17 protein-coding genes are annotated in these 18,779 nt (G+C 59.8%); 10 read left to right on the top strand and 7 right to left on the bottom strand.

Annotated elements, in window-relative coordinates:
- Positions 1-42: 42 nt before the first annotated feature.
- On the bottom strand, positions 43-609 hold the full coding sequence (locus KFS80_RS20140) for a DUF4174 domain-containing protein (protein WP_212545698.1): 567 nt from the start codon (positions 607-609) through the stop codon (positions 43-45).
- A 208-nt stretch (positions 610-817) separates the two neighbouring features.
- Here KFS80_RS20140 and KFS80_RS20135 point away from each other — a divergent pair, with 208 nt between their 5' ends.
- The gene (locus tag KFS80_RS20135) at positions 818-1,288 is read left to right on the top strand and encodes a GNAT family N-acetyltransferase (protein ID WP_212545697.1); all 471 of its coding nucleotides are present in this window, start codon (positions 818-820) and stop codon (positions 1,286-1,288) included.
- 315 nt (positions 1,289-1,603) lie between these two features.
- Here the strand turns inward: KFS80_RS20135 and KFS80_RS20130 are convergent, their stop codons facing one another.
- The 3 genes from KFS80_RS20130 to KFS80_RS20120 all read right to left on the bottom strand — a co-directional run bounded on the left by KFS80_RS20130 (position 1,604) and on the right by KFS80_RS20120 (position 4,734).
- Positions 1,604-2,389, bottom strand: coding sequence for a sulfite exporter TauE/SafE family protein (locus KFS80_RS20130; protein ID WP_053121848.1), 786 nt, complete (start codon positions 2,387-2,389; stop codon positions 1,604-1,606).
- Positions 2,390-2,600: 211 nt separating this feature from the next.
- Positions 2,601-3,815, bottom strand: a complete 1,215-nt coding sequence (locus tag KFS80_RS20125) for an MFS transporter (protein ID WP_053121850.1) — start codon at positions 3,813-3,815, stop codon at positions 2,601-2,603.
- A gap of 169 nt (positions 3,816-3,984) precedes the next feature.
- Complete coding sequence (locus KFS80_RS20120) at positions 3,985-4,734, bottom strand: hypothetical protein (RefSeq protein WP_212545696.1); 750 nt, start codon at positions 4,732-4,734, stop codon at positions 3,985-3,987.
- Positions 4,735-5,071: 337 nt separating this feature from the next.
- On the opposite strand from KFS80_RS20120, the gene KFS80_RS20115 reads away from it, so the two are divergent.
- The 3 genes from KFS80_RS20115 (at position 5,072) to KFS80_RS20105 (ending at position 7,956) form a co-directional block, all read left to right on the top strand.
- On the top strand, positions 5,072-6,220 hold the full coding sequence (locus KFS80_RS20115; RefSeq protein ID WP_212545695.1) for an aldose epimerase family protein: 1,149 nt from the start codon (positions 5,072-5,074) through the stop codon (positions 6,218-6,220).
- 418 nt (positions 6,221-6,638) lie between these two features.
- The gene (locus tag KFS80_RS20110) at positions 6,639-7,460 is read left to right on the top strand and encodes an aldo/keto reductase (RefSeq protein ID WP_212545694.1); all 822 of its coding nucleotides are present in this window, start codon (positions 6,639-6,641) and stop codon (positions 7,458-7,460) included.
- A gap of 25 nt (positions 7,461-7,485) precedes the next feature.
- Positions 7,486-7,956, top strand: coding sequence for a DUF1810 domain-containing protein (locus KFS80_RS20105; protein ID WP_053121859.1), 471 nt, complete (start codon positions 7,486-7,488; stop codon positions 7,954-7,956).
- Here KFS80_RS20105 and KFS80_RS20100 read toward each other — a convergent pair.
- Complete coding sequence (locus KFS80_RS20100; RefSeq protein ID WP_212545693.1) at positions 7,921-10,281, bottom strand: DNA polymerase II; 2,361 nt, start codon at positions 10,279-10,281, stop codon at positions 7,921-7,923. The two genes, KFS80_RS20105 and KFS80_RS20100, sit on opposite strands and share 36 nt — an antisense overlap.
- A 365-nt stretch (positions 10,282-10,646) precedes the next feature.
- On the opposite strand from KFS80_RS20100, the gene KFS80_RS20095 reads away from it, so the two are divergent.
- Positions 10,647-11,087 (top strand): CBS domain-containing protein, encoded by a 441-nt coding sequence (locus KFS80_RS20095; protein ID WP_053121863.1) that lies wholly within the window; start codon positions 10,647-10,649, stop codon positions 11,085-11,087.
- Positions 11,088-11,226: 139 nt separating this feature from the next.
- Here the strand turns inward: KFS80_RS20095 and KFS80_RS20090 are convergent, their stop codons facing one another.
- The gene (locus tag KFS80_RS20090) at positions 11,227-11,850 is read right to left on the bottom strand and encodes a glutathione S-transferase N-terminal domain-containing protein (RefSeq protein ID WP_212545692.1); all 624 of its coding nucleotides are present in this window, start codon (positions 11,848-11,850) and stop codon (positions 11,227-11,229) included.
- 201 nt (positions 11,851-12,051) lie between these two features.
- Here KFS80_RS20090 and KFS80_RS20085 point away from each other — a divergent pair, with 201 nt between their 5' ends.
- From KFS80_RS20085 to KFS80_RS20070, 4 genes are all read left to right on the top strand, one after another.
- Complete coding sequence (locus tag KFS80_RS20085) at positions 12,052-12,573, top strand: DUF3455 domain-containing protein (RefSeq protein WP_053121866.1); 522 nt, start codon at positions 12,052-12,054, stop codon at positions 12,571-12,573.
- A gap of 144 nt (positions 12,574-12,717) precedes the next feature.
- On the top strand, positions 12,718-13,254 hold the full coding sequence (locus KFS80_RS20080) for a sigma-70 family RNA polymerase sigma factor (protein WP_212545691.1): 537 nt from the start codon (positions 12,718-12,720) through the stop codon (positions 13,252-13,254).
- Positions 13,251-13,943 (top strand): anti-sigma factor, encoded by a 693-nt coding sequence (locus tag KFS80_RS20075; RefSeq protein WP_212545690.1) that lies wholly within the window; start codon positions 13,251-13,253, stop codon positions 13,941-13,943. The genes KFS80_RS20080 and KFS80_RS20075 overlap by 4 nt, the downstream gene beginning before the upstream one ends.
- Before the next feature lie 213 nt (positions 13,944-14,156).
- Positions 14,157-14,597 (top strand): hypothetical protein, encoded by a 441-nt coding sequence (locus KFS80_RS20070; RefSeq protein WP_212545689.1) that lies wholly within the window; start codon positions 14,157-14,159, stop codon positions 14,595-14,597.
- 70 nt (positions 14,598-14,667) lie between these two features.
- On the opposite strand, the gene KFS80_RS20065 is transcribed toward KFS80_RS20070, so the two are convergent.
- A complete protein-coding gene (locus tag KFS80_RS20065) occupies positions 14,668-15,759 on the bottom strand; it encodes a DUF1615 domain-containing protein (RefSeq protein WP_212545688.1) in 1,092 nt (363 codons plus the stop codon).
- A 271-nt stretch (positions 15,760-16,030) separates the two neighbouring features.
- Between KFS80_RS20065 and KFS80_RS20060 the strand changes: the two genes are divergently transcribed.
- Positions 16,031-18,235 carry a TonB-dependent receptor gene (locus tag KFS80_RS20060; protein WP_212545687.1) on the top strand — a complete coding sequence of 735 codons (2,205 nt, stop codon included), beginning with the start codon at positions 16,031-16,033 and terminating at the stop codon, positions 18,233-18,235.
- The last annotated feature ends 544 nt before the right edge of the window (positions 18,236-18,779 follow it).

Genomic DNA, 18,779 nt, shown 5'->3' with positions numbered 1-18,779 from the left:
CGAGCAGGCTCACTCCTACAGGGGGATTTGCGTTGACTTTAGTTAGTCATCCGGCATTTCCGGTGGCTTGGTGGGTTTTGCAGGCTTGGCCGGCTTGGTGCCTTTTGCACCTTTTGCGGCCGGTTCTGCGGCTGCCGGTGTGGTTGCCACGGACGGTGGCGCGATGTCTTTCTCGGTCGCCGGCAAGGCATCAATGGTGTCGAAAATTTTCTTCAAATCCACCGCTTTCGCTTCATCCCCCGACGCCGACAGTTTGGTCTCGCCGTCCTTGCCCACCAGGAACACTTTCGGATACGCGCCAGCGCCCAGCTTCAGCGAGCGCAGCAGCGCCATGGTGTCCTGCTGGCCGAGGTCTTTGCCATCGAGCTGGCCGGACATGTTGAGGATCGTGTAAACCTTGATGTTGCGATCGGCGACGCCTTTTTTGTTGGCAGGATCGTCGAGCGACTTTTTCAGGCCGACCCACACGGGGTCAACGGTGCTTTGTGCGATCACGATCAGCGGTCGGGCGCGGCCCATGTCGCCGGCAATCGGCGAATCGTTGTCAGCGGCGAACAGAGGGCCGGCAATCGCCAGCAAGAGTGTCAGGGTCAGTGACCTGATGAGCATGCGCATCTCCTTTTAATATCCACGCTCTAATGATTGCGCATCGTGGCGATTGTTCCGGGGCTATCTGGCAAATAGGTGTCGCCTTGTCAGAAGCTTAGGTCAGGGCCGACATTGCGCAACATCACAGACACGATCGCAAGGCAGATTTGATTACCTTTTATGACCGCATTAGGGTGTTGGATCAACCACCGAAATGGAGTTCACCCGCATGCACATTGATTACCTGTGCGATCACGCCGAATTGATTGAAGAACTGGCCACGCTCAACTTCCAGGAGTGGGGCGAGTTTCGCCCGGGCCAGACTGTCCAGGATCGTGTTGAACACATGCGCGAATCCTGCGGCAAAGGCGCGATCCCCAGCGTTGTGGTGGCGCTTGAAGGTTCGCGCTTGCTCGGCGGCGCGTTGCTGATTGAAAACGATCTGAAGCTGCGCCCGAACCTGACGCCCTGGCTGGCCGGGGTTTATGTGAAAGCTGAAGAACGCGGGCGCGGGATCGCTTCGCAACTGGTTAACCGTGTGGTTGCAGAAGCGGCGGCGCTGGGGGTGAAGGAGTTGTATCTGTACACCGATGCCGCGCAATCGCTGTATGCACGGTTGGGATGGGAGGTGATTGAGGAAATGGTGTACGAGGAATTGCCGGTGACGGTGATGAAATACACCATTCAAAACCCGTCATAAAAACCTGTAGGAGCTGCCGAAGGCTGCGATCTTTTGATCTTTTTTTTTAGGATCAAGATCAAAAGATCGCAGCCTTCGGCAGCTCCTACAAAGGGATATTCAGCAGCACAAAAACTTGTGGTTAGCGGGGTTTCTGTGGCGAGGGGATTTATCCCCGTTCGGCTGCGAAGCAGTCGTAAAACCAGCACATGCGGTGTATCAGCAAAAATGCGGGAGACCGAATGGGGCCGCTTCGCAGCCCAACGGGGATAAATCCCCTCGCCACAGGTAAGTGACTTTCACCACAATTTTGTTCCATTCCAAAAATCGGGTTGATCAGAACGCCAGCTTGTAGCCGATCAACACCAGCATCGTCGCCAGGCACGGGCGCAGGACTTCGTCGGAAATGCGTCCGGTCAGGTGGCTGCCGAGCCAGATGCCCGGCAACGAGCCGATCAGCAGAAAGCCCAACACACCCCAATCCATGTTGCCCATGCTCGCGTGACCGAGGCCCGCCACCAATGTCAGCGGAACGGCGTGGGCGATTTCGGTGCCGACCAGACGACGGGTTGGCAGCAGCGGGTAAAGAATGAACAGCGCCACGGTGCCGAGCGCACCCGCGCCAATCGAGGTCAGCGCAACCATGGTGCCGAGGATCAGACCGGTGATCACGGTCAACACGTTCAGGCGCGAACCGCTCGGGTTGTAGTTGCCGCCGGCGCGTTTGTGGGCGAATGCGAGCAGGCGTTTTTTGAAGAAGATCGCCAGCGCGGTGGCGAACAACACAAAGCCCAAGGCTTGTTTGATGATGGCGTTCATCGCATCCGGCGCGGTGTGCAGGGTGCTGAGGAACCACAAGGTCATCGCCACCGCCGGCACGCTGCCGAGGGTCAGCCAGCCGGTGATGGCCCAGTCAATGTTCTTGTTCTTTTTGTGCACCAGCACGCCGCTGGATTTGGTAATGGCGGCGTACAACAGGTCAGTGCCCACCGCTGTTGCCGGGTTGATGCCGAACCACAGCAGGATCGGCGTCATCAACGAACCGCCGCCGACACCGGTCATGCCGACGATAAACCCCACCACCAGCCCGGCAATCACCAGGCCGAAATTTGCCAATTCCATTAAACCGTCCACAAAAACGACAGGAAAAATCTGGCCCGCAGCATAGCGATTTTTCTTATAACCACATATATCAATGCGGTCTATCGTTATACCGCAACCCACCATTCCCCCTGTAGGAGCTGCCGCAGGCTGCGATCTTTTGATCTTGTTTTTCAATACCGCACATCAAAAGATCGCAGCCTGCGGCAGCTCCTACAGAGAGACTGCGTTGTCAGTGCTGGCGGCGGCCCGGTTTGAAGCTGTGGTTGCTGTTGATCCAAACGGTGGCGAGCGCAATCAGCGAGAGAATCAGCAGCGCCCACGGAAACGACATCGCCCCCGCTCGATCCAGCAGCAAGCCACCAAACAAGCCGCCGCCGGCAATCGCCACGTTCCACGACGTGGTCAGCATCGCTTGCACCACGTCGACGTGATCGCCCGCCGAGTCCGCCGCCGCGGTCAGCAGCAACGTCGCCGAGCCGCCAAAGGACAAGCCCCACACCGCCATGCACGTGTAAATCAGCCACGGTGACGGCGCCAGCAGCGCCAACACCAGCGCGGTCACGGCAAACACCGCAAGGCTGATCAACGTCAGCCAACGCAACCAGCGATCGACCAGCATGCCGATGATCCAGATGCCCACCAGCGAGCACAGGCCAAACACCAGCAACACCAGATCAACCCGTTCGGCCAGCCCGGCCTGCATCAGAAACGGCGCTATGTAGGTGTAGAGAATGTTGTGCCCGAGCATCCACGTCAGCACCACGAACAGCACCGGTCGCACACCCGGCAGACGCAACGATTCGAGCAGCGGCAGGCGTTCTTCGCTGGTTTGCCCCGGACGATCCGGCACCGCGATCACAATCCACGCCGCCAGCACCAGGGCCAGCGCCGACATGATCCCGAACGAAGCACGCCAGCCAATCAGATTACCCAGCCATGTTCCCGCTGGCGTACCCAGCGACAGCGCCACCGGCGTACCGAGCATGGCAATCGCCAGCGCTCGGCCCTGTTGATGCACCGGCACGATGCCGCGCGCATAGCCGGCCATGATCCCCCACGACAGCCCCGCCGCCATGCCGGCGAGAAACCGCGACGCGAGGGTCAGGCCGTAATGGCTGGAAAACGTAGTGACGGTGTTGAACACCAGAAAACCGCCGACGGTCATCAACAGCACCCGTCGCCGAGGCCAGCCGCGCGTGGCGACGGTCAGCGGAATCGCCGCGACAATCGAGCCCAGCGCGTACAGCGTCACCAGTTGCCCGGCGAGCACCTCGCTGACATTGAGCCCGGCGCCGATTTGCGGCAGCAGGCCGGCTGGCAGGGTTTCGGTGAGGATGGCGATGAAACCGGTCATGGCGAACGCCAGCAACGCGGCATAAGGCAATTTGTCCGAGCGGACGGCGCGGTCAACGCGAGTGAAATCGGCGCTTGCGGGGTCGGTCATGACGGGTGCAGCTCCCTTTGAGTCAAAGTTGACGGTGGATTGTATACAAACAATCCGACCGCCACTCTACCCTGTAGGAGCTGCCGAAGGCTGCGATCTTTTGACGTTGACCTTCAAAAACAGATCAAAAGATCGCAGCCTTCGGCAGCTCCTACAGGGGTGAGAGCGCTTATTGAACGGGGAGGAAATTCAGGAATAGAAGGCTCTGCGCGTAATTCAGGCCGATCCGCCGGTAGCGCTCATCAAGCATCTGCGTGATCAGATCCAGCCGCGCGACGATTTTGCCGAACTCGGTGGCAAAGCTGAGGTTGCTGCCCTCCTCGGAAATCTCATTGGAGAATAGCAATGGCTGGCCGTCCTTGTTCTGCCGTTGCGACAGAATCCACGTGGCTTTTTCGATGTTGCGCGCGGCGTTGTGGACGAAGGTCGGATTGATCGCATCGGTCATGTAGAACTCGGTGCGATTGCCGTGGGCCGTCACCAACATGCTGCCGATCGCATAAATAAACGCGCCGACGCGGTCACCGCGAAACTCCGGGCTCATCGCGTAGCTCAGCGCCGCGAGATCCTTTCTTCCGCCGAGCACCGGTAATGGCTGCTGCTGTTCAACAGCGAGACGCACCTGTTTCACCGCCACGCTGATACTGAGGAACCCCGATTTTTTCAGCTCTTCTGGATTGCGCAGGTACAGCTTGCCCATCAGGCGGTAGAGGCTGTTGAGGTTGTCGCGCATTGCCAGCGTGGCCATGCGGTCGACGCTGGTCTGCATGAATTCCTGCGGCTGGCCGTCACGCATCTGCGCGAAAAAGCCGTTGCCGTCCTGATGGCTGCAACCGCTGAATAACAGCAATGACAGACAGGCGAGCGGCAGGCACGGTCGGCGAAAAAAATCGGCAATCAGCTGAAAAAATCTCGGCATGTAGTCTCGAACAGGCACATTCCTGTGCGGCGGGGGTCACCGCATCCTGGCCATGGATAGAGCCGGGAAATTCGAAAAAGTGCAGTGTGCGAGCGTTGATCCGACCTTCGGCGCTGATTGCCGCACACACTAGTCTGACTTTTACTTTTGCAATAAACGATTAATCCACTATAAATATTCTGCAAAACCACAAATAGCATGACTATTGAACACCTGTAGGAGCTGCCGAAGGCTGCGATCTTTTGCTTTTATAAAGATCAACAGATCGCAGCCTTCGGCAGCTCCTACAGGGGAATCCGCGCTGCTTTGAAAACAACAACAAAAAGGAAGGTCAACCATGCTTCAATCCCGACACCTGCTCTCCGGCCTCGGACTGTCCCTGATGATCGCCACCCTTTCCGCCAATGCCGCCGGCCTCAGCGCCGAGCACAAAGCCTTCGGCAAAACCAATGACGGCACGCCCGTCGAGCAATACATCCTGCGCAACAGCCACGGCATGCAAGCCACCGTCATCACTTACGGCGCGACCCTGCAATCGCTCTTGGTGGCGGACAAACACGGCAAGTTCGATGACGTCGTGCTCGGCTTCGACGATGTGCAGGGTTATCAGAAAGGCACCGCGTATTTCGGCGCGACCATTGGCCGTTTCGGCAATCGCCTCGCCGAAGGTGCGTTCGAACTCGATGGCAAACGCTATCAAGTGCCGCAGAACGACAAGAGCAACGCGTTGCACGGCGGCACCTTGGGTTTCGACAAGAAAGTCTGGAAAGCCCAGGAAACCAAGGACAAGGATTCGGTCGGCGTAACCCTGACGTATCTGTCGGCGGACGGCGAAATGGGCTTTCCCGGCAACCTCACCACCGAGGTCACCTATCGCCTCACCGACAACAACGAGCTGCGCATCGACTACAAGGCCAACACCGACAAACCGACGGTGCTCAACCTGACCAACCACAGTTACTTCAACCTCGCCGGCGCCGGTAATGGCGACATTCTCAAGCAGGTCGCGACCCTGTACGCCAGCCATTACACGCCGGTGACGGCCAAACTGATCCCGACCGGTGAACTCGCGCCTGTCGCGGGCACGCCGATGGACTTCACCAAACCTACCGCGATTGGCACGCACATCAAGGCTGATCATGAGCAACTGAAATTTGCTGAGCCGAAACAGGGTGGATTTGATTTCAACTGGGCGCTGGATACCAAGGGCGATACCGCCAAAGTTGCTACTGAGGTGAGTGATCCACAGTCGGGGCGGCATTTGCAGTTGTTCACTACCGAGCCGGGTGTGCAGTTTTATACCAGCAACTTCCTGGATGGCACGGTCAAGGGTAAGGGCGGCAAGGTGTATCCGCACTGGGGCGCGTTTACGTTGGAAACGCAGCACTATCCGGATTCGCCTAATCAGCCGAACTTCCCGAGCACGCGACTGGATCCGGGGCAGACTTACAACCACAGCGTGATACTGAAATTCACCGCAAAATAACCCGCCTCCCCCCTGTGATGAGTTGAGTTACCTGTGGCGAGGGGATTTATCCCCGTTGGCCTGCGCAGCGGGCCCAAAACCAGACAACCGGATTTGCCTGATACTCCGCGCTGAATGGTTTGGATCCGGGGCAGACTTACAACCACAGCGTGGTGTTGAAGTTCTCCGCCAAGTAAAAGCGAAGATCAAAAGATCGCAGCGTGCCGTAGCTCCTACATTTGATCGTTCCCGCGCTCCGCGTGGGAACGCAGCCCGGGACGCTCCGCGTCCCAACAGCGGACGCAGAGCGTCCATTGATGCATTCCCACGCAGAGCGTGGGAACGATCGATAAAAGCGCCTGATCTGCAAGCTTTCGGAACCCCTGGGCTATCCTGCTGCCCACTTAAAGGTATCGACTCTTTCAGATAGGAGGTTTGAATGCGTACCCTCGAATTGGCCGGTGTGCAGGTTCCAGTCATTGGCCAGGGCACCTGGCGCATGGGCGAAGACCGTTCGGCGCACAAGCGTGAAGTGGCGGCGTTGCGCATGGGGATCGAGCTGGGCATGACCCTGATCGACAGCGCCGAAATGTACGCCGAGGGCGGTGCCGAATCGGTGGTCGGCGAAGCGATTGCCGGTCTGCGCGATCAAATTTTTCTGGTGAGCAAGGTCTACCCGCATAACGCCAGCCGCAAAGGCATCCCGCAAGCCTGCGAGCGCAGTCTGCGGCGGCTCGACACTGATTACATCGACCTCTATCTGTTGCATTGGCGCGGCCAGTATCCGCTGGAAGAAACCGTCGAAGCCTTCGAACGTCTGCGCGAAGAAGGCAAGATCGGCCGTTGGGGCGTCTCCAATTTCGACGTCGATGACCTCGAAGAACTCTCCAGTTCCGCCTGCGCCACCAATCAAGTGCTCTACAACCTCGAAGAGCGCGGTATCGAATTCGATCTGCTGCCGTGGTGCCAGCACCAGCGTATGCCGCTGATGGCTTACTGCCCGATCGGTCAGGGCGGCGCGATGCTGGCGGAACCGGTGCTGAAACAGATTGCCGCTCGTCACGGCGTCACCCCCGCGCAGGTTTCGCTGGCGTGGATTCTGCGTCAGGATGGTGTGATTGCGATTCCCAAGGCTGTGCGACCCGAACACGTGCAACTCAATGCACAAGCGGCGCAGCTGCAACTGGAGGCCGGGGATCTGGCGGCGCTGGATCAGGTGTTTCAAGCGCCACAACGCAAGCAGCGGCTGGCCATGGTCTGAGCCGCCGACTGGCGAGGGCTTCGCGATGAGAAGCACGGATCAGAACGACCCGTTCAACCTGCAACGTTTTGTGCTGGCCCAAGACTCGGTGTTCGAGCGGGTGCAGCGCGAACTCGAAGACGGCCGCAAACGCAGCCACTGGATGTGGTTCGTCTTCCCGCAGTTCGCCGGTTTGGGCGGCAGTGAAATGTCCCGACGCTACGCCATCGGTTCGGCCGAAGAAGCGCAGGCCTACCTCGACCATGAACTGCTCGGCGCCCGCTTGCGCACCTGCACGCAGTTGGTGCTGAACGTGCGCCAGCGTTCAATCGCGGAGATTTTCGGTCATCCCGATGACCTGAAATTTCATTCTTCGATGACGCTGTTCGCCCAGTTCAGCGCCGACGACAGCCTGTTCGCGCAGGCGCTGGAGCGCTACTTCCACGGCATTCTCGATGAATGGACGCTGCAACTGCTCGACTCAAAACAGGCCCAGTTGCCCACCGATCAGGGTTGAGAAATCGTCGTCGACAAACGGCAGAATCGCGTCCGCCACCGGTTGCAGCTGGCGGGTGATGTAATGGTCGTAATCGATGGCCGCGCGGCGCACTTCCAGCGGCTCGGGGCCGGCCAAGGTGATGACGTAACTGATCCAGCCGCCGTTCTGGTATTGCCGTGGCCGACCGTGCTGCGTGTTGTAGTCGTCAGCCAGCCGCGCCGCGCGCACGTGAGGCGGCACGTTGCGTTCGTAGTCGTCGAGGGTGCGGCGCAGGCGTTTGCGGTAGATCAGCCGATCATCGAATTCACCGGCGAGGGTTTTGCGCACGTAGTCGCGCACGTAATCCTGATACGGCTTGCGCTGGAAGATCCGCTCGTACAACTCCTGCTGAAATTGCCGGGCCAGCAGCGACCAGTCGGTGCGCACGGTTTCCAGGCCTTTGTAGACCATTTCATCACTGCCGTCGGCGCGGGTGACGAGGCCGGCATAGCGCTTCTTGCTGCCCTCCTCCGCGCCACGGATGGTCGGCATCAGAAAGCGTTTGTAGTGGATTTCGAATTGCAGTTCGAGAGCGCTTTCCAGGCCATATTCATCGCGTACATGTTCGCGCCACCAGTCGTTGACGTGCTTGACCAGCGCCTGACCGATCTTTGCCGCTTCTTCCTGACCATGCTGGCGACGCAGCCAGACGAAGGTGGAATCGGTGTCACCATAGATCACCGCGTGGCCCTGCTCTTCGATCAACTTGCGCGTGCGCAGCATGATTTCGTGACCGCGCAGGGTGATCGACGAGGCCAGCCGCGTATCGAAAAACCGGCAACCGCTGGAACCGAGCACGCCGTAAAAGGCGTTCATGATGATTTTCAGCGCTTGCGACAGCGGCGCGTTGTGCTCGCGTTTGGCGGTCTCGCGCCCCTCGGCAACGCGCGAGACGATCGAGGGCAGGCAATGACGGGTGCGAGAGAAGCGCGCGCCACGGAAACCCGGTACAGAGTCAGCGTCGTCCGGGTGTTGCAAGCCTTCGATAAGGCCGACAGGATCGATCAGAAAAGTGCGGATGATCGACGGGTACAGACTCTTGTAATCGAGCACCAGCACCGATTCGTACAGGCCCGGTTGCGAATCCATGACAAAGCCGCCGGGGCTGGCCTGCGGCGGGTTGGTACCGAGGTTCGGCGCGACAAAACCCTGTCGGTGCATCAATGGCATGTACAAATGGGTGAACGCGGCGACCGAGCCGCCGCTGCGATCCGCCGGCAATCCGGTGACGCTGGCGCGCTCCAGCAGAAAAGTCAGCAACTCGGTTTTGGCGAAGATCCGCGTGACCAGTTCGCAGTCTTTGAGGTTGTACTTGGCCAGCGCCGGTTTGTCCTCGGCGAACATGCGGTTGATTTCGTCCATGCGCTGGTACGGGTTGTCGATGGCCTTGCCCTCGCCGAGCAGGGTTTGCGCGACGTTCTCCAGACTGAACGAGGGGAAACTCCAGGTCGCCGAACGCAGGGATTCGATACCGTCGATGATCAACCGCCCCGCTGCGGAGGCAAAGTAGTGGTTGCGGCTGCCGTGCTCACGCCACTGCATTTCTTCGCCGCCACGGCCGATTTTCAGCGGCACACCGAGGCGCCGTGCGTGCTCGTGAAGGATGCGCAGGTCGAACTGCACGACGTTCCAGCCGATGATCGCGTCGGGATCGTGCAGTGCGAACCAGTCGTTGAGTTTTTTCAAGATGACGGTGCGCGAGTCGCAGTATTCGAGATCAAAGTCGACGATGCTGGCGTCGCCATTCGGGGTGCCGAGCATGTACACCTGACGCTCGCCACAGCCTTCGAGGGCGATGGAATACAACTCGCCATTTTCGGTGGTTTCGATGTCGAGGGAGACCAGGCGCAGTTTCGGTCGGTAATCCGGTGCGGGTTTGAGGTGGGCGTTGAGCAAGGTGCCGTCGGCGTCCGCTGTGCCGCTGAAGAATACCGGCGCGGTGATGAAGCGCTCCATCAGGTAGCGTTCCGGTGGGCGCACGTCGGCTTCGTAAACGTCGACGCCGGCGCGGGTGAGCGCGGTTTCGAGGCGCATCAACTGGCCGTGTTGCTGGCAATACAGGCCGAGCACCGGACGATGTTCGAAGTCCTGCAGGGCCAAGGGGCGCAGTTCGACGTTCTTTTCGTCGTGCAGCAAGCGTTCGGCCGCCTCGCGCTGTTCAGCGGGGATAAACGCCACCGACGGCTGATGCGGCAAACGCACACGACGCGGCCCGGCGTCGGTCGCCAACCAGAACTCGACTTCGGTGCCGGCCGGCGTATCACGCCAATGCCGGGTCAGGACGAAGCCCTGCGGTAAATCCACCACTGCAACCTCAACGTATCAAACAGGATGGCATTCTACGCTGCCGCGTTCACCCCCGGGTCTATGGTTTAGAAGCTCTCAGGCTGAACATGTTCTCTGTGGCGAGGGGATTTATCCCCGTTGGGTTGCGAAGCAGCCCCGCTTTTGACTTACAAGCGGGCCTGCTGCGCAGGCCAACGGGGATAAATCCCCTCGCCACAGATAAATCCCCTCGCCACAGAGATTCCCTCCAAAAATGGTTGTGTGTTCGGGCTTTTTTTTCGGGAAATGACGTTTTTTGCGTGCTATCTGCCGCTTTGTCACCTTGCCCTGCGCCTCAGGGTCTACGATGCTTGGATAACAACGACAACACCTGAGTAACCGCCATGAAGACCGTCGCCCAACTGCTCAAGCTCAAAGATCAGAAAAATCAGGAAGTGCACCAGATCAAACCTGATCACATGGTGCTCGAAGCGCTGATGAAGATGGCCGAGAAAAACGTCGGCGCCTTGCTGGTGGTGGAGAACGATGAAGTGCTGGGCATCATCAGTGAGCGCGATTACGCCCGTAAGCTGGTGCTGCATGGCCGTTCGTCGGTGGGCACGCCGGTGCGCGACATCATGGTCTCGCCGGTAATCACCGTCGATACGCACCAGACCGTCGACACGTGCCTGGGCATCATGTCCGACAAGCGTCTGCGCCATTTGCCGGTGGTGCAGGATGGCAAGTTGATCGGGCTGCTGTCGATTGGTGACCTGGTCAAGGAAGCCATTGCCGAGCAGGCTGAGCTGATCAAACAGCTGGAGCAGTACATTCGCGGCGAGTAATCCACTTTCGGCCAGTTGCCAAAAATCCCCTGTGGGAGCGGGCTTGCTCGCGAATGCGGTGGGTCAGTCAATTTATCTGTCGACTGACCCACCGCATTCGCGAGCAAGCCCGCTCCCACATTCTGGTTTTGCGCCAGGTTCAAGCAGGCCAATGCCGGGCGAACACCGGGGCCAGTACCGGGTGCCGGTCAATGCGTTGCAGCCACGCGTAAAACCCCGGCCGCGTCTGACGCAAATGCTCGCGGCTCCCCGCCCAACGGGTTACCACCGCCGCCAACACATCCAGCGCACCCGGCGTTTCGTCGTCCAGGTACAGCTCGGCGGAGAACTGGTCGGCGAACACTTCCCAGCTCCAGTGCAATCGCTCACGGGCACCCGCCATCAGGTTCTGTCGCGACGCTTCGTCGGGCATCAATAGCCAGCGTTCGGGGTAGTCGATCACGCCAATTGCTGCGTAACAATTGCTGACGATATAAACCATGCCGCGAATCGCCTGGTCGCGCTCGGCGGCCTCGACTGGCAGCAAACCGGACTTGGGAAAGGTCAGGCCGAGGTGAATCAGAATCGCCGCGCTTTCGGTCAGCGCACTGCCGTCGGGCAATTGCAGGGTCGGGATCTGTTTCAGCGGATTGAGTTTGGCCAGCGCCTCAGCGGCCTCGCTGCTGGCTTCGATATCGATGAAGCGATAGGCGATCTGGCACAACTCCAGTGCCGCTTCGATGGCGGCTGCGCCGGAATTTCGATGTCCGTAGAGTTGATACATAGCTCCCCCCTTTCGATTGGTTATCCGCCCACTTCAGTTGTAGTGCATTTGCAGCCTTTGGGTCTACCTCCCTGCCCAGTGGGGCTTCAGGGTGTTTGAAATTTATTTTTCAGGCACTGCATCCAAACCGCTCCGCCACGGGTAGTCCCTGTAACAGCCCTCCTCGGCTGCCAGCGGTTTACCCTTTTCGGAGAACACCTGATGAACATCACCCAACTGATTGGCTTCACCGGTTTGCTCGCCGTCACCTCGACGACCTTCGCCCAAAGCAGTTATCCCGACGCGATCAAAGTCCCGGACGGCCACAAGATCGCCATGGAAACCACCGGGGTTGGCGAGATTACTTATGAATGCCGCGACAAACCCAACGCCGCCGGGCAGACCGAGTGGACGTTCGTTGGCCCGAAAGCGGTGCTCAATGATCGCAGCGGCAAGCAGGTCGGCACTTATTTCGGCCCGCCGGCTACGTGGCAGGCCAAGGACGGTTCGAAAGTCACCGGCACGCAACTGGCCGTGGCGCCGTCAACACCGGGGAACCTGCCTTATCAACTGGTCAAGGCCAACCCGGCTGAAGGCAAAGGCGCGATGAGTGGTGTGAGTTATATCCAGCGCGTTGCGCTCAAAGGCGGCGTGGCGCCGGGCAGTGAATGCACGGCGGCGAACAAGGGCAAGCAGGAAGTGGTGAAGTATCAGGCCGATTACATTTTCTGGGCGGCGAACTGATCCATGCTTTTGTAGGAGCCGAGCTTGCTCGCGAAAGCGGTAGGTCTGTGAAGCATGGGTCAACTGACATACCGCCTTCGCGAGCAAGCTCGGCTCCTACAAGGTTCTGTGTTGTTTTGGGGAATGTGAGCTAGATTGCACGACATGCCTTTAGCCGAATCCGAGTTCGATTACCAAGCCCGCCTCGCCGCCTGTGCCCGGGGCGAGCGTGCGGCCCTGCGCGATTTGTATGTGCAGGAAGGACCGCGTCTGCTCGGTGTGGCCAAGCGGCTGGTGCGTGATACGGCGCTGGCGGAGGACATCGTCCATGAAGCCTTTATCAAAATCTGGAACGGTGCGGCGGGTTTTGATCCGGCGCGCGGTTCGGCGCGCGGCTGGATGTTCAGCGTGACCCGCCATCTGGCGCTGAATCAGTTGCGCAATCAGGCGCGGGAAACGCCGTTCAACGACGACCATGAAATGCCTGCGCACGACGAGGATGCGTTCGACGCCCACGCGCATTCGGCGCGCATTCACCGTTGCCTCGAACAACTGGAGCCGCAGCGCCGCCACTGCATCCTTCACGCCTACGTCGACGGCTACAGCCACGCGCAGATTGCCGCGCGCCTCGACACGCCGCTGGGCACCGTCAAAGCCTGGATCAAACGCAGCCTCACTGCGCTGCGGGAGTGCATGGGATGACCATTGAATCGGCGCAGGATCGTGATGAACTGGCCGGCGAATATGTGCTCGGCACCCTGTCGGCCGAGCAGCGCATCGAGGTGCAACAACGTCTGCAGCATGACGCCGATTTGCGCGCCGCCGTGGACGCCTGGGAGCGGCGTTTGCTGGAGCTGACGGATCTTGCCGAGCCGCAGCAACCCTCGGCGCAGCTGTGGCGGCGGATCGAACGTAGTATGGATCGGCTGACGCAGACAGCGCCGGCAACGTCCTGGTGGAATCTGTTGCCGTTGTGGCGCGGGTTGAGTGCTGCCGGTCTGGCGGCGACGTTGGTGTTGGGCGCGATGTTGCTGACCCAGACCACGCCGAAGCCGAGTTATCTGGTGGTGCTGGTGGCGCCGCAGGACAAAGCGCCAGGCTGGGTGATTCAGGCGAGCGACTCGCGGGAGATTCAATTGATTCCGCTGGGTGTGGTCGAGGTGCCGGCGGACAAGGCGCTGGAGTTCTGGACCAAGGCTGATGGCTGGCAAGGCCCGGTGTCGCTGGGCTTGGTCAAACCGGGCGAGGCGTTGCGGGTACCGCTGGATAAACTGCCGCCGCTGCAGCCGAATCAGTTGTTCGAGTTGACGCTGGAAGGCGCCAATGGCTCGCCGATCGGCAAACCGACCGGGCCGATTCAGGCGATTGGCCGCGCAGTAAAAGTCCTCTGAAGTCCCACGTAGGAGCTGCCGAAGGCTGCGATCTTTTGCTCTTGCGCTTTCAAATCAAGATCAAAAGATCGCAGCCTTCGGCAGCTCCTACACGGGTGTGTTTCAACCATCATTGCTGTCGATGTTCACCATCACGTCAATGAAGTTCTCATAAAAAATCCCCGGCGTAACATCAGCTCCATACCAACCAACAACACCCCGGAGCACACCCTCATGAAACGCCAAACTCTTCTCAGCATCGCTTTCTCGGTCTTCGCCGTTAACGCTTTCGCCGCTACCCCGGCCCACACGATGATCGCCGCCGACGGCTCGGATCGTCTGTACCAGAACGCTGTTGCGGCAGATGGCTCGGATCGTTTGCAAGGCAACACCGTCGCCGCTGATGGTTCGGATCGCCTGCAAGGCAACACCATCGCTGCTGATGGTTCCGATCGCCTGCAAGGCAATACCGTCGCCGCTGATGGTTCGGATCGTCTGCAAGGCAACACCGTCGCCGCTGATGGTACGGATCGTCTGCAAGGCAACACCGTCGCCGCTGATGGTTCCGATCGCCTGCAAGGCAACACCGTCGCCGCTGATGGCTCGGATCGTCTGCAAGGCAACACCGTCGCTGAAGGTGGCTCTGATCGTCTGCTTGAACGCCGCGCGGTCTGAATGACTCGCGTCATCGCAACAACCCAGAGAAACCCGGCTCCCGCAGCCGGGTTTTTTATGTCTGCTTGATTTAGCCGGCCTTGGCCATGCAGCGCTTGTAACGCTCGTCCACGCGTTTGGCGAACCACGCGGTGGTGAGTTTGCGGGTGATTTTCGGGCTTTGCAGGACGATCCCCGGCAACACCGCACGCGGCAGCGTTTTACCCTCGGCTTTTTCTGCCAGTTCAAAGACTCGTTGATAGAGTTTGGTCTCTTCGAACTCCAGTGTTTTGCCCTTCTCCAGTTGATCGCGAATGGTTGGGTTACGCATACCCAGCGATTTGCCGAGGGTGCGCACCGCCAGTTCGGTGCTGCCGGGCATGATCGAGTCGTAACGAATCAGGTCGCCGTCCAGCGCCAGCGGAATGCCCGAAGCGCGGCTCACCGCATTCTGAAACGCAGCATTTCGGCTAGCGTACCAACCGGCATTGAAATCGGCGAAGCGATACAGCGGCTCGCGGTAACTCACCGGGTAACCGAGCAAATGCGCGATGCCGAAATACATGCCGCCGCGACGGCTGAACACCTCGCGGCGAATCGTGCCGTCCACCGGGTACGGATAATCCTTGGCGTGTTGCTCGGCAAATTCGATGCTGACCTGCATCGGCCCGCCGGTGTGCACCGGGTTGAAGCCGCCGAACAGCGTGCGGCCCATGGGCACCCTGCCGATGAAGTCGTCGAAGATTGCGCTCAACTCCTTCTCGCTGCGCGCGGCGTTGAGGCGTTCGCTGTAAGTCTTGCCATTGGTTGAGCTGACTTGCAACGCGCCGCTGACCAGCAGGCTGGGAATGTGCACTTTGCCGGCGCGACGGTCGATTTCGTCGCGGGCGATTTTGCCCAGGCCCGGCACGGTGGGGTCGGCCTGAAAGGTTGATTCCTGCTCGGCCACAGCCAGCACTGAACAGAGATTCTGCGTGGTCGGGCTGATGTTCTGCGCGGCGAAAGCGGCATAGATATCGGTGGCCCAGCCTTGGCGATCGGCGATTTTAGCGGGCATCAGCCGAACGATTTCGGCCTTCACTTCATTCGGCGCACGCGGTGCAGGTTCGTCGCTGCGCTGACTGGCGCAACCGGCCAGCACCAGCATGGCGGCGAGGGTGATCAGTAATCGAGGGGTGTGCATGGCGCTCCTTCCAGTCCGTTGAGCCGCGATCACCATACACAATCCGTGTAGGAGCTGCCGCAGGCTGCGATCTTTTGACTTTGATTTTAAGAAACCAGATCAAAAGATCGCAGCCTTCGGCAGCTCCTACGGGTGTTATGGGGAGTACTGACAAACTGATTGCAAAACGTGACTGAGAAAACCTATCATTTGCACCTGGAGTCGCATTTGCGCAAGGAGTTCCCGCGCCGCCCTAACTTTTCTCACCGGCCGTGCGCCTCCAGGTACAACAATGCCCGCTCCAGCCCGACTCGCCGTCCCGTTCCGCCCGACGTTGCTCGCCCTGCTGTGCTCCCTGACCGTTACCGCTCACGCCGCCGAAGCTGACAATAAAGAGCTGGTGCTCGACAACGTCAACATCAATGCCCAAGCCCCAACGCCAAACGCCCTGCCCCCGGTTTACAGCGGTGGTCAGGTCGCGCGTGGCGGTCAGCTCGGCGTGTTGGGCAATCAGGACATGATGGACGTGCCGTTCAGCGCCGCGTCCTACACCGAACAACTGATTCAGGATCAGCAAGCCGAAGACGTCGCCGACGTGCTGCTCAACGATTCGTCGGTACGACAGGCGTCGGGTTTTTCCAACCAGTCGCAGGTGTTCATGATTCGTGGCCTGCCGCTGAATGGCGACGACATTTCCTATAACGGCCTCTACGGCGTGCTGCCACGGCAGATCATTTCCACCGATGCCCTGGAACGTGTGGAAGTGTTCAAAGGCCCGAACGCCTTTATCAACGGCGTGACCCCGACCGGTTCGGGCATCGGCGGCGGCGTTAATCTGCAACCAAAACGCGCCGGCGACGAGCCGCTGCGTCGCTTCACCACCGACATCAACAGCGAAGGTCGCGTCGGCCAGCACTTCGACATCGGCCAGCGTTTCGGTGAAGACAACCGCTTCGGCGCGCGGATCAACTTGTCGCAGCGCGAAGGCGACACCGGTATCGATCACGAAAACCAGCGCTCGAAACTGTTCGCCATCGGCCTCGATTATCGCGGCGATGCCCTGCGCCTGTCCGGCGAATTCGCCTACCAGAAAGAGCGCGTCAACGGTGGCCGAAACTCGGTCAACCTCGGCACTGCCACGCACATTCCGGACGCGCCATCGGCTGATACCAACTACGCGCCGAAGTGGGGCTACACCGACATCGAAGACACTTTCGGCATGCTCCGCGCCGAATACGATCTGAACGATAACTGGACTGCCTACGCTGCCGGCGGCGCCAAGCACACCCGCGAAGTCGGCCGCTACAACTCGACCACGCTGGTTGGCAACAACGGTGCTTCGTTCACCACCGGTTCGTTCATCCCCCACGACGAAGACAACACCAGCGTCATGGCCGGCCTCAACGGCAAATTCGACACTGGCGCGGTCAGCCACAAGCTCAACTTCGGCCTGACCGGCATTTGGACAGAACAACGCAGCGCCTACGATTTCGACCTGACCAAATACGCCAACAACATCTATCACCCGGTGCAAACACCATCGCCGGTCGGCAACTTCGCCGGTGGCGACAACAGCGATCCGGGCATCGTCGGCAAGACCTTTAACCGCAGTCTCGCGCTGTCCGACACCCTCGGCTTCTTCGATGATCGCCTGCTGATCACCGCTGGCCTGCGTCGTCAGCAACTGGTCGTACAGGGTTACAGCTACGCCAGCTACGGCAGCGGCCCGCGCTCTTCGAGCTACGACGAATCGATCACCACGCCGGTTTACGGCATCGTGTTTAAACCGTGGGATCACGTGTCGTTCTACGCCAACCACATCGAAGGTCTGGCGCAGGGCCCGACGTCGCCAACCAGCAGCGGCGGCTTCCGCGTGACCAACGGCAACGAGGTTTACGCACCGGCGCGTTCCAAGCAGACCGAGGCTGGGGTGAAAGTCGACATGGGCACGTATGGCGCGAGCCTGGGTGTTTACCGTATCGAGCAACCGAGCGACGGTTACTGCGAAATCATCGATGCTGACAACTGCACCTACGTGCGTGAAGGCGAGCAGGTCAATAAAGGCGTGGAAATGAACGTCTTCGGCGAGCCGATCAGCGGTTTGCGTTTGATCAGCGGCCTGACCTTGATGGACACCGAACTGAAAAACACCCAGAACGGCGCCAACGACGGCAACCGGGCGATTGGCGTGCCGACGTTCCAGTTCAACGCGGGTGCAGATTGGGATGTGCCGGGTCTGCAAGGTGTTGCGCTGAATGCGCGGATGCTGCGTACCGGTGGGCAGTATGCGGATGCGGCGAACAACCTGAGCCTGCCGACGTGGAACCGTTTCGATGCGGGCGCGCGGTATGCGTTCAAGGTGTCGGAGAAGGACGTGACGTTGCGTTTGGGTGTAGAGAACCTGGCGAACAAGAAGTACTGGGAATCGGCTCAGGGCGGTTACCTGACGCAGGGTGAACCGCGTGTGGCGAAGTTGTCGGGGACGATTGATTTCTAAGCCTGAAAAGCCCCTCACCCTAGCCCTCTCCCGGAGGGAGAGGGGACTGACTGAGGTGTTTGTGCGAGGTACGGCGACCTGAAATACCGAGTCGGACTCAGGCCTTGGGAAACACACAAATCAGCCCCTCAACCTGGCCCTCTCCCGGAGGGAGAGGGGACTGACCGCGGTGTTTGTGCGAGGTACGGCGACCTGAAATACCGAGTCGGACTCAGGCCTTGGGAAACACACAAATCAGCCCCTCACCCTGGCCCTCTCCCGGAGGGAGAGGGGACTGACCGCGGTGTTTGTGCGAGGTACGGCGACCTGAAATACCGAGTCGGACTCAGGCCTTGGGAAACACACAAATCAGCCCCTCACCCTAGCCCTCTCCCGGAGGGAGAGGGGACTGACCGAGGTGTTTTTTCGAGGTACGCCGACGTGTGCCACCGAGTTGAACACATACTTTGAAAAGCCCAAAAATCGGCTCCCTCTCCCTCGGGAGAGGGCTGGGGTGAGGGGCCCGGATCTACGCCACGCAACAGCCCCCAAGCCGAACACCGAC

It is taken from the genome of Pseudomonas rustica, from assembly GCF_018336155.1.
Lineage (GTDB): Bacteria > Pseudomonadota > Gammaproteobacteria > Pseudomonadales > Pseudomonadaceae > Aquipseudomonas > Aquipseudomonas rustica.
The sequence above is the reverse complement of the archived record's forward strand: the minus strand, read 5'-3'. Positions and strand labels throughout refer to the sequence as shown.

Coding starts and splice junctions, on each gene's coding strand:
- KFS80_RS20135 (WP_212545697.1), top strand. CDS start 818: ATGCACATTGATTACCTGTGCGATCACGCCGAATTGATTGAAGAACTG.
- KFS80_RS20105 (WP_053121859.1), top strand. CDS start 7,486: ATGAGAAGCACGGATCAGAACGACCCGTTCAACCTGCAACGTTTTGTG.
- KFS80_RS20065 (WP_212545688.1), bottom strand. CDS start 15,759: ATGCACACCCCTCGATTACTGATCACCCTCGCCGCCATGCTGGTGCTG.
- KFS80_RS20140 (WP_212545698.1), bottom strand. CDS start 609: ATGCTCATCAGGTCACTGACCCTGACACTCTTGCTGGCGATTGCCGGC.
- KFS80_RS20070 (WP_212545689.1), top strand. CDS start 14,157: ATGAAACGCCAAACTCTTCTCAGCATCGCTTTCTCGGTCTTCGCCGTT.
- KFS80_RS20080 (WP_212545691.1), top strand. CDS start 12,718: ATGCCTTTAGCCGAATCCGAGTTCGATTACCAAGCCCGCCTCGCCGCC.
- KFS80_RS20110 (WP_212545694.1), top strand. CDS start 6,639: ATGCGTACCCTCGAATTGGCCGGTGTGCAGGTTCCAGTCATTGGCCAG.
- KFS80_RS20060 (WP_212545687.1), top strand. CDS start 16,031: ATGCCCGCTCCAGCCCGACTCGCCGTCCCGTTCCGCCCGACGTTGCTC.
- KFS80_RS20115 (WP_212545695.1), top strand. CDS start 5,072: ATGCTTCAATCCCGACACCTGCTCTCCGGCCTCGGACTGTCCCTGATG.
- KFS80_RS20095 (WP_053121863.1), top strand. CDS start 10,647: ATGAAGACCGTCGCCCAACTGCTCAAGCTCAAAGATCAGAAAAATCAG.
- KFS80_RS20120 (WP_212545696.1), bottom strand. CDS start 4,734: ATGCCGAGATTTTTTCAGCTGATTGCCGATTTTTTTCGCCGACCGTGC.
- KFS80_RS20125 (WP_053121850.1), bottom strand. CDS start 3,815: ATGACCGACCCCGCAAGCGCCGATTTCACTCGCGTTGACCGCGCCGTC.
- KFS80_RS20075 (WP_212545690.1), top strand. CDS start 13,251: ATGACCATTGAATCGGCGCAGGATCGTGATGAACTGGCCGGCGAATAT.
- KFS80_RS20085 (WP_053121866.1), top strand. CDS start 12,052: ATGAACATCACCCAACTGATTGGCTTCACCGGTTTGCTCGCCGTCACC.
- KFS80_RS20130 (WP_053121848.1), bottom strand. CDS start 2,389: ATGGAATTGGCAAATTTCGGCCTGGTGATTGCCGGGCTGGTGGTGGGG.
- KFS80_RS20090 (WP_212545692.1), bottom strand. CDS start 11,850: ATGTATCAACTCTACGGACATCGAAATTCCGGCGCAGCCGCCATCGAA.